Annotated in this window: 13 protein-coding genes; 7 read left to right on the top strand and 6 right to left on the bottom strand. The window is 46.7% G+C overall.

Features of this window, described 5'->3' with window-relative positions; genetic code table 11:
* Nucleotides 1-131: 131 nt before the first annotated feature.
* Nucleotides 132-884, bottom strand: coding sequence for an SGNH/GDSL hydrolase family protein (locus ACLVWU_RS07100; protein ID WP_413578293.1), 753 nt, complete (start codon nucleotides 882-884; stop codon nucleotides 132-134).
* 120 nt (nucleotides 885-1,004) lie between these two features.
* Here ACLVWU_RS07100 and ACLVWU_RS07095 point away from each other — a divergent pair, with 120 nt between their 5' ends.
* Nucleotides 1,005-2,309 carry a glycoside hydrolase family 113 gene (locus ACLVWU_RS07095; protein WP_413578292.1) on the top strand — a complete coding sequence of 435 codons (1,305 nt, stop codon included), beginning with the start codon at nucleotides 1,005-1,007 and terminating at the stop codon, nucleotides 2,307-2,309.
* Here ACLVWU_RS07095 and ACLVWU_RS07090 read toward each other — a convergent pair.
* The gene (locus ACLVWU_RS07090) at nucleotides 2,248-2,982 is read right to left on the bottom strand and encodes a type 1 glutamine amidotransferase domain-containing protein (RefSeq protein ID WP_413578291.1); all 735 of its coding nucleotides are present in this window, start codon (nucleotides 2,980-2,982) and stop codon (nucleotides 2,248-2,250) included. The genes ACLVWU_RS07095 and ACLVWU_RS07090 overlap by 62 nt on opposite strands.
* A 154-nt stretch (nucleotides 2,983-3,136) precedes the next feature.
* Here ACLVWU_RS07090 and ACLVWU_RS07085 point away from each other — a divergent pair, with 154 nt between their 5' ends.
* From ACLVWU_RS07085 to ACLVWU_RS07075, 3 genes are all read left to right on the top strand, one after another.
* Nucleotides 3,137-3,868, top strand: a complete 732-nt coding sequence (locus ACLVWU_RS07085) for a pseudouridine synthase (protein WP_413578290.1) — start codon at nucleotides 3,137-3,139, stop codon at nucleotides 3,866-3,868.
* Nucleotides 3,869-4,165: 297 nt separating this feature from the next.
* Nucleotides 4,166-4,954 (top strand): substrate-binding periplasmic protein, encoded by a 789-nt coding sequence (locus ACLVWU_RS07080; protein WP_413578289.1) that lies wholly within the window; start codon nucleotides 4,166-4,168, stop codon nucleotides 4,952-4,954.
* 168 nt (nucleotides 4,955-5,122) lie between these two features.
* On the top strand, nucleotides 5,123-5,557 hold the full coding sequence (locus tag ACLVWU_RS07075; RefSeq protein ID WP_413578288.1) for a HAMP domain-containing protein: 435 nt from the start codon (nucleotides 5,123-5,125) through the stop codon (nucleotides 5,555-5,557).
* Nucleotides 5,558-5,579: 22 nt separating this feature from the next.
* Here ACLVWU_RS07075 and ACLVWU_RS07070 read toward each other — a convergent pair whose 3' ends face one another.
* Nucleotides 5,580-7,022 carry a DUF1254 domain-containing protein gene (locus ACLVWU_RS07070; protein WP_413578287.1) on the bottom strand — a complete coding sequence of 481 codons (1,443 nt, stop codon included), beginning with the start codon at nucleotides 7,020-7,022 and terminating at the stop codon, nucleotides 5,580-5,582.
* A gap of 100 nt (nucleotides 7,023-7,122) precedes the next feature.
* Here ACLVWU_RS07070 and ACLVWU_RS07065 point away from each other — a divergent pair, with 100 nt between their 5' ends.
* The gene (locus ACLVWU_RS07065; protein ID WP_413578286.1) at nucleotides 7,123-7,611 is read left to right on the top strand and encodes a hypothetical protein; all 489 of its coding nucleotides are present in this window, start codon (nucleotides 7,123-7,125) and stop codon (nucleotides 7,609-7,611) included.
* On the top strand, nucleotides 7,608-8,507 hold the full coding sequence (locus ACLVWU_RS07060) for a cation:proton antiporter (protein WP_413578285.1): 900 nt from the start codon (nucleotides 7,608-7,610) through the stop codon (nucleotides 8,505-8,507). Before ACLVWU_RS07065 ends, ACLVWU_RS07060 begins: the two co-directional genes overlap by 4 nt.
* A gap of 51 nt (nucleotides 8,508-8,558) precedes the next feature.
* On the opposite strand, the gene ACLVWU_RS07055 is transcribed toward ACLVWU_RS07060, so the two are convergent.
* Nucleotides 8,559-9,191: a YkvA family protein gene (locus ACLVWU_RS07055; RefSeq protein WP_413578284.1), complete on the bottom strand. Its 633-nt coding sequence runs from the start codon at nucleotides 9,189-9,191 to the stop codon at nucleotides 8,559-8,561.
* Between the two features lie 267 nt (nucleotides 9,192-9,458).
* Here ACLVWU_RS07055 and ACLVWU_RS07050 point away from each other — a divergent pair, with 267 nt between their 5' ends.
* On the top strand, nucleotides 9,459-9,896 hold the full coding sequence (locus tag ACLVWU_RS07050) for a FixH family protein (protein ID WP_413578283.1): 438 nt from the start codon (nucleotides 9,459-9,461) through the stop codon (nucleotides 9,894-9,896).
* 78 nt (nucleotides 9,897-9,974) lie between these two features.
* Here ACLVWU_RS07050 and ACLVWU_RS07045 read toward each other — a convergent pair whose 3' ends face one another.
* Nucleotides 9,975-10,409, bottom strand: coding sequence for a ferritin-like domain-containing protein (locus tag ACLVWU_RS07045; RefSeq protein ID WP_413578282.1), 435 nt, complete (start codon nucleotides 10,407-10,409; stop codon nucleotides 9,975-9,977).
* Nucleotides 10,410-10,479: 70 nt separating this feature from the next.
* On the bottom strand, nucleotides 10,480-11,886 hold the full coding sequence (locus tag ACLVWU_RS07040) for a sigma-54-dependent transcriptional regulator (protein WP_413578281.1): 1,407 nt from the start codon (nucleotides 11,884-11,886) through the stop codon (nucleotides 10,480-10,482).
* Nucleotides 11,887-11,901 lie beyond the last annotated feature (15 nt).

The following is an 11,901-nucleotide window of genomic DNA, read 5'->3' as shown; positions in this document are numbered from 1 at the left end:
CACAGCGGTATTTTTGTTTAAGAGATTACCAAAGGACCTGTTTGACTCCAGGAAAATAGCAGAATTCAGAGTGCAAAATCATATTTATGCACTAAAAATAGGCAGTCCAAAAAGTACTTAATACCATCAAGTTATTTCATTTCCTGGTTGGAAGGGGGACCGATCTCTCCCGGCACCACACTGTCCAGATCATGAACTTCTTTAGCTGATGGTCGATTGAGTTTTTCGACCACCTTACTGACTGCCGCCCCCCAATTTGTACCCGCGGCGACCTGATAATCCAGACCATTTTTGCCGTGGTATTTCGAAAATTTGGTGCTGTCGATAAATTCACAACGTCTTTTTTTCAGAATGCCTTCAAGTAGGCGAACACCTTCCTGCAAATTCGCAGCGTAAGGTTGTTTTTTGATTTGCGGGGGACCAATCCAGATACATCTACTAGCCACTTTTCCCACTTCAGCGACCATCTTTTCGATAGGCTCTCTTTGATTCGCCATCTCTTTCGAGTCCGTCAGCATAAAAGTTCCCAGTACAATCAGGGTCAGATCTGGGTCAGCCTTTGCCAGTTCCTCCTCGAAAGAACGTGGCTTGAAATCTTTGGAACGCTTCTCTTGGCCGGATTCATTACGCTGCCAGAAACCACATCGAGTCGGCACAAAGTCAGTACTGCTTCCAGTCCAGTTATCAGGATTCGATCCACATTGTGCAATGGTGTTTACGTCCACCGCGATAGTGCGCAAATACCTGTCCAAAGCATTTCCGAAGGCCCCGGCAACATGATCATCGCCCACCAGCAAAACACTTTCATAAAGCGGCGGCACCGTTCCCGAAGCGAACGTTTTGCAGATTGAAAAACAAATCAATAAAATCGCAAGCAGTCTCATCCCCCTATTCTACGCCGATCCAGAATTGGATACATATTGATGTTTCACACTGGATGGGTAACGAAAGGCCAGTGTTGGCAGTCTGCTTGCAATCGCCTCGAACTTCTTAAAAATAAAAGTATGAGACTTTCGTTGCTGGTATTTCTAATATTTCTGACGTCTTCGATCTCAGTCCTGGCAGATTCCCGCAGGGAGTCCGCCGTCAACATCATCACGTACTGGCCCACGGGCTTTCGCGTAGACAACACCGAACAAGGAATCCGAGTTCGACGCCTAATGCACAAAATAAAAGCGCTGGGTGTGAATACCGTGATCTTTAATTTCCGGGCCCGCATGGTCGGAGGAGCCTCGAATGAAGTGCAATCCGTCGTCCCTTTGGATCAACAGCGCGAGGAAGAACGTCATCTGGAGGCGACGATTCAGTATGCAAAAGGGCTGGGACTTCAGGCTGCATTTCGTCCCATCCTTTTGGTTGTTGGTCCAAAAGGGGAATTCCCCTGGGAAGACGAGCACGGACATCTGTGGTGGCATGGAAATATCAAACCGGCAAATCCTGAACTTTGGTTTCGCAGTTTCTATAACTATCATTCTCGCTATATGAAGCTGGCAAAGAAAACCGGAGCAGCCTGGTATTCGATTGGCGCTGAAATGCACTCTCTGACATCCGGCCTGGGCAGTCGCTCGAAAACTCAGCGCTTTGGCCGGCCTGATCTATGGATTAAATTTATTTACCAAACCCGTCAGATCATGGGCAGACAGGTAAAAATCACCTATGGCGCTAACTTTACTGATCAATATGTTTTGGAAAATGGAATCCGCACCTGGGGTGGCGAGTTCGAACAGTTGCGCCACGATCTGACTTTTGCCGCCCGAACAGACGAAGAAATACTGCATCAGCAGTATCTGCGAAGCTTTTGGAACGAGCTTGATTTCATCGGCGTTGACTATTACCGCGCACTGGGGGCGGCAGACACAAACTATCCGACTGAATATGATCAACTGATGGAAGTTCTGACTCCGTTCAGTCACCAGTATGCTTATCAGCTGCAAAACTCGGTGAACCAGATTAATAGCGTCACCCAAACCCGCAAGCAGCTGGCCATCCAGGAAGTCGGATATCGCAGTGTTGAAAAATGCTTTGTCTCCCCTTACCTGTACGAAGGCGACGATGCGCCGATCAACTATCAGCATCAAGCCGTAGCCTGGGACGCGTTACTTAGTTCCGTGTGGAATCCGCAGATGGAATGGATTAACAGTGTGGGAATCTGGCAGGTTCTGGTTGATGATGATTCAGATTCGACAACTAACGGTGGGTTTTCGCCACTGGGCAAAGAACCCACCGAAAAGGTTCTAAAAAAGTTTTTTAAGGGTGAGCGTGCCACTCGCACCAGTTCACCACCGGCAGATCCAGTCCCGTCTCGATAAATTCCAGAACCTCAACAATGGACTGCCCGACGCCCATGGATGACGCTGGATTTTGTCCGGTCACGACACGGCCACTTTTAACGACATGGGCGGCGAACTTAGGACCGTGAGTATAGATTGCCCCCCGGGATTGAATTTTGTCCTGAAGTAAAAAGGGAACCACGTCTTCCATTCCCACCATCTCCTCTTCAGCATTACTGAATCCTGTCACTTCATGATCCTTGATTAGGTACTCCCCTTGCGAGGTGCGGCAGTTAACCAATCCCGCAGTTCCGTGACAGACGGCCGCAACAACACCATCGTTTTCATATATTTCAACCACGAGCCTTTGCAGGTCAGAATCATTAGGTAAATCAAACATCGCTCCATGGCCACCAGCCACGTAGATCGCACAATATTCATGTCCCCGCACTTCCTTCAGTCGGAGACTGTTTTGTATCTTTTCCAGAAATTCCTCGTCATTCATCCAAACGGCGTTGATGGGATCATCCATCTTGATTCCGTCCAAAGGAATCTCGCCACCATGAGGACTGGCGATATCGATTTCATATTCCGAGGCACTTAATTCTTCATAGGGGTGAGTCAGCTCTGAAAGGAATGCACCCGTGCGGTGCCCTGTATTTCCCAGACGGAAAGTATTGGTTGCGACAAATAGAACTTTTTTCTGCTTCATAATGCCTCCCCCTCTCCTTAGAATCCGTCAACTTTTCAGGAAGAACTATTTTTTTGCTGGGTTTTGCGAATGATCATGCTGCTGGCCTTGAAATCCTTGGACCTTTGCTGAGAATCGCTGGACAAAAGAAAGCGCGCGCCCTAGTTTGGGGCCGATGAAGCTTTTATACCAAGACCCACATTTTATTGCCGTCGACAAACCGTCAGGTTTTCACGTGCATCCCCCGGAGGATTCTCAATATAAAATCCCCCGGGATAAAATTTGCCTGTACTTGGTTCGCAACATGATGAAGCAACATGTTTATCCTGTACACCGCCTGGATGCCGCTACCAGCGGTGTATTGCTCTTTGCGCTTTCATCTGAAGCGGCTGGAACGATCTGTAAGATGTTCGCTCAAAGGTCACCCCAAAAAACCTATTGGGCCGTGGCCCGGGGCTTCACACCGGAACACGGTGACATCAAAGTCCCCTTGGAACTGGATTCCACCGGAGACCTTGTGGATGCTCATACGTCCTTCACCCGCAAGGCAACCCTTGAAATCCCGGTCGCGGTTGGGAAAAAATTTCCTGCGGCACGCTATTCGCTGGTGGAAGCAAAGCCCCATTCCGGCCGCTATCACCAAATTCGCCGGCACTTCAATCGTATCTCCCATCCATTGCTGGGGGATGCTTATCACGGCGATTCCCACCACAATCGCTTTTTCAGAAATGACTTAGGAATCGCGGGGTTATGCCTCAAAGCGCGAAGCATCGAGTTCACCCACCCGTGGACTGGCGAAAACGTCTATATCGAGTCTCCCACCTGTGAAAAGTGGGAAAAAATTCACTTTCTCTTCGATGACACCAAGCCTCTGGCCGATAAACTCAAATCCCCTTTGACGACCTAGGGCCCCCAGCGTAGAACTCCTCCTTCAAGAGGATCTTCCCATGTTATGTTCAAAATCCCAGGCTATGCAGAAGCTACTTTTTGTCGTTGGACTGTTGTTTTTCTTGCTGGTCACACTGAACGCCGGCACCTAGCCAGGCGTGAGACCGCCTCCAAGCAAGACTTTGGAGTCGTTCCGGTGAGTTTTGTTAAGATTCCATCATTTTCGCCACTTTTACACCAAACTTAGTGAAACTAATTTTTACCTTTTCACAATGGTAATTAACATTTTGATTAGATTTTGATTTAGAGTGCCTCCATGCCAAATGTTAAAAAACACGGAACTATGATTGCTCTCGCACTCTTCCTTGTGCTTCCAGCTCAAGCGAAGAAGTCGTTCCGTATTCTTGTTGAAGACAATTGGCCACCTTATGCCTATGTTAAAAACAACCAGCCTGCAGGGCTGACTATCGATCTGATCAAAGCAGCCCTTCGCCTGGGTGGTGCCGATGCAAAGATTCAACAAGTCACTTATCTACGATGTATGGCACTGACTGAGCCAGAGGGTAAGGAAGTTGCTTGCGCAAACACTGCACGCAATGCGGATCTTGAACTTAAGTACACCTTCCCGAATTCCTTTTTATTCCGCAGCCGCGGATTGATTGTATCCAGCAAGGACTTCATCAAGGCCAATCACAAGAAATTCAAAAAAGTTTCTGATCTGGAATACAAAATGGTCGCCCTTCCCAGCGGTTTCACCTTTGGCAAGGAGTTCGATCAAAACAGCCGTATCCTGCGCTACTACACTGTCAATGATATGACTTCGTTGCGGTTGGTGGAATCAGGACGGGTCAAGTTTGCTGCCATTGACGAGATGGTTTTGTATTACTACTTAAACCATCACCCGGAACTTAAAGACGTGATCACTCCCATCCTGGAGCTGACCAACGAGCCGATTTATATGCAGCTTTCAAAAACGCATGTGGATTCCGTTGAGCTGCAAGACAAGTTCGAGCGTGGTATGGTGGCACTTAAAGCCTCTCCAGAATATGATCACATGCTGCAAAAATATTTGGGTAAAGACATCCCTGTGGCTAAATTTAAGTAGATCTACCTGCGAGTTTCCTGTGCGATTTGTTCAGGAAACTGACATTGAATTTGCCGCTCTCGGACCTTCCTGTATTAAATTGAGAATCCTGTGACCTGAATTGGAAATATCCAGCAAGTCCCCCGTCATTCACGTTATATTTATATAAACGCCAACGAGGGACAGCTTATGAGTATTTTCAAGCACCGCCGCAAGCTCATTGTGAACCGCGAAGTTCAATACGACGCTTTAATGTTTGTCGGCCTTTTTGTGATCGGCATCTTTATCGCACAGGTGATTGCAGGCTGGGTCCTTCTTAGCAAACTTGAAGACAAAGCCCTGGCGGGTGAATATGGCTCAATGACTATCGCGGAGTTTATCAAGCACCACAAAGTCATGTTTCTGGTGAACGAACTGCTGGTTGTAATTGCCTGTCTGGTTGCGGGTTTTTATCTGACCAATAAATTAACCAGTAAAATCGTGGGTCCTTTGTTCAACATTCGCCGTATCATTAACAGAGCTGCAAAACCCGAGGCAGAACACGTCGAGATCAAATTGCGCGAAGGCGACTACTTTCAGGATCTGGCTAAAGATCTGAATGTCGCACTTCAAAAGCGCAAGTAACCACGTCCCGCCCAAGAGTATTCTAATTTAAATTCTCTGACAGATTTTTGAATTCCGGTAGCTTCTCAAGTGCCGGAATTTTCCATTTTCCATCCAGTATTGCCGGTTCCGGCCAATACATTCTCATCACCAGACTGAAATCCTCCCCGGCCGGTGACGGCAGCCAATTGGACTCCCACTCCCTGCCCGGAGACATATTCTGGATGTAGATATCCGTGGATCCATCCGCGTTTGTTTTAAATTTGTTGGAGTTGTTCAGGGAGTACCGATGCAGGGGGTTTTCCACGTAAAATTTGCGTGTGTTGTACAACGAAACCGACCAGAATCCCCGAACTGGTGGAGTTTGCCCTTTGGGAAATTTCAAAACATATTTAAAACTTCCATTCAGTCTGGCGCCCCGCTCGTCGACCGTGGCCTGAGCAAATGCCATATCAGAGGAAGCGTCCTTTTCAAATCCCAGTTTGGTCATTAGCGCTCGAACACGGTAGTTGCCATCGTACTGCCCAGCAAGAATGGGTTGCCCCCAGCCATTAGTGACTCGCAGATTCGGAGTACCCCTTTGAAATTCGGCAAATTGATTTTGGCCTAAAAAGTAACCCGAATTCAAAGCCTCTTTTACATTGGCAGGAAGACTGTCGTAATTAAATTCTTTATTAGGAAAAATACCCAGTGCCGCCATCTTTGAAATAATCGCACCATCCGTTTGTGCCGGAGGATTGCGCTGCAATTCGCTGGCGAAAGTGGCAAAGTAAACCCGGGCATCCATGTTTGCTACTTGTTCCAAAACCGGTGTTCTTTGATCAACGTCCACATTGAAAGTCACCGAGCTTGGCGTGGGCTCCTTGGAAATGTAGCGCGACAGTGAAGATATTTGTATTTTATCCTGATACGCATAAACGCGATTCAGGTCATTCGCACCTTTGACCTGCACTTTACCCACCAGCCACACAGAGTTTGTCGGCGCAGCGATGTGCTGCATCCCCCCTGGCACCGAACCACTCCAGCCCGGCCCCGTGACTAGAATTTGCTTTTCACTATTTCCCCCCACGCGACTGCCAATTGAAGTAAAGACCTCACCCCAGGCACTGAGCATGGAAAAAACCACAAACCTGTTTCCAGCATTGGGCAGGGAAATAACCTGCGGTTCCTGAAGATCCAACCAGGAAAGACTGGAGAGTGTGTCTGCTTCAGGATAAGGTTGTGTAGACTTCGAATCCGCTAAAGTTCGTTTATTGGCAAGTTGATTTATCGGAGCTTGGTCCCGCGTGGGCCGCGGCACTGCCGTCATTACCTCACGAGTGGTTGCCATGACGACCATAGGATACGCATAGATATAAGCGTCCGCCGCGGTTTTCTTAAGATCGTCACCTTTCGCCGCAGGCATCTGAGCGTTGACGCCCTCTGAACTTGCGCAGCTCAATAAAATTGTACTTAAAAGCGTCAGAACCAACAGCCTGGATATCATGCGGGCCTCCGATTTCCTGTTACTTCAGAGTCTGTTCAAGTCAGCTTCAAAACAATAAGGCTTTTGACAAACTCCAGACCTCCGTCATAAGTTGCAAGTTATGAAAGCTCCTCTGTCGACAGAATCCCAACAAGCACTTATCGAAGCACAGAAAAATTTCCGTGACGACTTTGTGACATCGCGGGGTTTTTTCACAGAACAGGACGAAAAAGCACTGCGCACGATGGCTTTTGAAAAACTGGATCAGGTTCTTTTAAAATCCGGCTCCACTTCAGTGACAGCCCAACAGTTGCGCGAGACCTGGAATTCTGTGGTTGCAGATTTTCATCGCAATAACTACTGGGGTTTTAAACCCACCTTCGAAAAACGCCCCAAAGTACAAACCGAGGAAAAAAGAATCTTTAAGGAAATGTTCCCCTACATCTGGGTCATCATTCAGTCGAGTATCATCCTAAAGACCGCGGTATACTATTTCGGCATTCGCTCCTCGAACGAACCCACGACAGAAAATCGAATTTACCTGATTCTGGCCTTGGCCACTTCAGCAGGTACTTTGATTTTCTTTGCCTGGAGAAAATCACGCAAATGAGATTGTTTTTATTTTTATTCTTGGGCCTGATTCTTGGCCCTTCTTTCCTGGAAATCGGCTTCCCAAAAATCGCAAATCAAGCAGCTTCCATCTGTTCGCATCTTTTTCTGTTAACTGCTGGCATGGAGCTGAGCTTTAAAAAAATGGGACAACAGTTATTGCCCGCTGCCAAATTGAGCATCGGAGCTTTTGTTTTCCCTTTCCTTGCGGGCTTGATCGCTGCCATGGTCATTCTGCGCGACACCCCCTTGGCTGGTCCCGAAACTTATATCTTTGTTGCCTTGGCGCTGGCGATCTCTGCCTTGCCAGTGGCGATTCAAATTTTGAAAGATCTTAAGCTCTATCACTCAGACCTGGGTCGCCTGATCATCGCCACGGCCACACTCTGTGACATTTTGGCGTGGGTCTTCTTTGCACTGATACTTCCCGCTGAAAGCATGAAAAGCTGGTTTGCCACTCATTTGTCTTTGGTTTTTTTCTTTCTGGGCTTGGCCTTATCAGACAGTCCATTCCCCAGTGAAAAATTCCGTGAGCGCCTGGAACTTCTGAACACCTGGATTTTTGGGCCTGTCTTCTTTATCAGCATCGGATGGAAACTGAACCTGTGGCAGAACCTGGATTGGTCGCAGGTTGCCGTAGTATTCATTCTTGCCAGCGTCAGCAAATACGGTGGAAGCTACTGGACCGCGCGACAATTGGGCTTCAGCAAACAGCGCAGTGCTTTGATTGGACTGACCTTGAATTCCCGGGGTGCGGTGGAAATCATCATTTCCAACCTTGCGCTTCAACAGGGGCTTATCAGCGAGAAGATCTTTGCGACTTTGGTGATTCTAGCCATCGCGACTTCGCTGATTCCAGGTCCGGCATCAAAGCTACTTAAACTGCGCAACGAGTAGCTTTATTTTGGACATAAAAAAAGCATCTCTTTGGGAGATGCTTTTTCAGGCTTAGCCTTTTAGGTTCTTAATTCGCATGTAGTGATCTACTGCAATTGACAGAATTGCGAAATCATCCAGCAACCCCACCCCTGGAACCGAGTCCGGGATAAAGTCAAAAGGGAACACCAGGTAATAAAGTGCGCCCACAGCCACGTACTTTGATGTCTTTTGAATTTCGCCATCTTTCAGGACGCTCCAAAGAGTCATCACCTTTTCACGGATGCTTGGACTTTTCTTTTCCAATGCTTGCAAAGTCGTTTCGTTGTTTTGCACATAAGTCAGACTGTCATCGCGTTGACCCAGACGAAGGCATAGATCCATCAAGCCATCTTCGTTTGCCTCGGACTGCTCGAACTGGGCCGCCTGCAAATCCATCATCATGAATGAATTGTTGGCAAACAAGGATTGTGAAAACTCGTAAGCTTCCTTCACGCTTTCATGGTCCTTATCGATAACGCCGTCTTTCACCATACTCAGGATGCCCTGGTAAATGTTCGTGTCGTATTGGGCTGGAACTCTGACAGTTCCCCCTTTTTTCAACCAACGACGAAGAGTCATGTTGGACACTTGAAAATAGACGGCCAATTTTTCAGGACTCAATCCGGTATCTTTACTGATTTTGCTTATTTGGCTGATTTTCATAAATTTATGGTATCACAGTGTTTATTACATTTAAAGGTCTGCTTCGTTGCCACTTTGAGCCGAAAAACTGACGGCCAATCGCATAAAAGACGTCTGGCACCTTAAGAAATCCGTCAATTCATCCTCATTCAATCTAAAGACAACTACCCTGACCAGGCTACAATGATTCCCAGCACCAAAAGGGCTGCATCTCATTGTTGCGCCAGATTTTTTAAAATGGAATTACTGATAAACCCTGCTATATCAGGCATCTACAAGGGAGAGTTTATGAAGTTACTTATGTCCACTGCGACACTGATCGCATCCATTACTTTAAGTTTTTCTACATATGCACAGGTTGAACTAGCGCCAACCTCCCCGAAGGCCGGCGAACTCAGCGCCATAGTATGCTCGGAAAAATCACCAGCTATTTGCACCCAACTTCTTTATAGAACTGACGTCTCTTCAAAAACTGAAGGTCAATTTCAAGTGCTGATTCAAGGCTTCGACGGCCTGGCAATCACTAACTTCAAGGCCGATCTTTGGATGCAAATGGGCCACCATGGTCATGGATCTTCACCGGTGGACATTGTTGAAAACGCCAATGGTGTTTATATGGTTACCAACGCCTGGTTCGTGATGCGCGGCAAATGGGATGTGCGCCTTGATTTCGTTGTGAACGGACAGGCTGAGCACTTAGAAATTCCTGTATACGTTGCGCAGTAGTCTTTCTAACGTCACATCTTAAAAATAAAAAAAGCCAGGCTCTCTCCTGGCTTTTTTTTAATTAGAAGCTTTGTGATTTTAGTGATTTACATCCAACATCTTACGAACTTCTTCAACGTGCTCAGTCTCCAAGCGAATTTGACCACGAACCAACTCTTCAAGTGCCACGTCATCACCAACGTGCTTTAGAAGATCTTTGTACTTAGCCAACGCCTTCAATTCAAAATCCAAGCTTTCAGCCAAGATATCCAAAACTTTGTGCGTATTTGTTTCTGGAACTGGAGACACCTTCAATGAGGGATGACCACCGTAAGCTGTGATTTTTTCGCCGATCATGGAAGCGTGGGCATAACCCTCATTTGCCTGATCATGAAACCACTTTACGATCGGAATACGATTTGGACCTTTAATCATCAGTGCGTAATGCAAATATCGAATAACTGCAGAAATCTCCATTTCGATGATTTCATTCAACAACTCGACGATCTTCTTTTTATCTTCCTGCACTGTCATCTGGTGCCTCCTTTGACCCTAAAAATGAAGAAAGCCCCGTGTGGGGCTTCCTTGTCACTTCGAAAAGTGATTATTCGTCATCAAGCTCGTCGTCACCCACGACGCCGAGATTGTATTTCTCAATGCGATAACGCATAGAACGGAAAGAAATATGAAGCAATTTTGCTGCCCTTTTCTTAACGCCACCAGCAGAATGAATCGCTTTGATCAAAAGTTCTTTTTCAATTTGGCCCATGACTTTATCCAAGTCAACCCCGTCATCACCCATCTCAATTTCATTGGAAGATGCCATTTTGCGGCCAGAGTTTGTATTCACCATTGGCGGCAATGATTCTGGCAGAATTGTAGCACCACCTTCCAATGCCACTGTGCGCTCGATCATGTTTTCAAGCTCACGCACGTTACCTGGATAGTCGTACTTCTTAAGAATTTCCATGGCCTCAGCACTGATTGCGCCAATATTTTTATTCAGACGCTCGTTGTACTTTTTAAGGAAGTGGTTGGCCAACAACGGAACGTCTTCACGACGCTCGCGCAAGCCTGGAGTTTTAATGTTAATAACATTCAAACGATAGAACAAATCCTGACGGAATGTGCCCTTAGCCACCATCTCTTCAAGATTACGATTTGTTGCAGCGATGATACGAACTTCAACTTTAACGTCTTCAGTTGCACCTACACGACGAACCACACGCTCTTGAATCGCACGAAGAAGTTTTACCTGAATCGTCAAAGGCAATTCACCAACTTCATCCAGGAACAATGTCCCTGTATCAGCCACTTCAAACAGACCCGATTTGTCAGCCACAGCTCCTGTAAAGGAACCTTTCTTATGACCGAACATCTCTGATTCCATCAGGTTTTCAGGGATGGCGCCGCAGTTCACTGTTACAAAGGGACGATCTTTCAAAGGACCGTTGTAGTGAATCGCTTTTGCCACAACCTCTTTACCTGTGCCCGATTCCCCTGTAATCAAAACGTTGGTTGGTGTCTGGGACACACGTTTTACCATGTCAAAGATCGCATGCATTGCCGGGGAATTCCCCACCATGCTTTGGAAAGAGTATTCTTTCGTAAGTTCTTTTTTAAGAGTTCTATTTTCAACTTCAAGATTTCGTGAACGAAGAGCATTTTGAATGTTCAAACGAACTTCGTCGATCTTGAATGGTTTTGTCAGATAGTCGTAGGCACCCATCTTCATGGCTTCAACGGCAGTTTCCGTCGTACCAAATGCGGTGATCAACATAAACACAGTGTCCGGATAGGACTCTTTAACGTGTTTAAGAAGTTCAATCCCCGTCACATGAGGCATCTGCAAATCTGAGATGATCATATCGAATGATTTTTTCGTCAGAAGGTCTTTCGCTTTTTGGCCGTCTTCAGCCAAAGTGATTTCATAGCCTTCTTTTTTCAGCATGATCTCTAGAAATTCGCGTATTGATTCTTCGTCGTCGACAACAAGAATTCTCGGCTTCATGTATCTCGCTCCCAC

It is taken from the genome of Bdellovibrio sp. HCB290 (genome assembly GCF_047305925.1).
Taxonomy (GTDB): Bacteria; Bdellovibrionota; Bdellovibrionia; order Bdellovibrionales; family Bdellovibrionaceae; genus Bdellovibrio.
The sequence above is the reverse complement of the archived record's forward strand: the minus strand, read 5'-3'. Positions and strand labels throughout refer to the sequence as shown.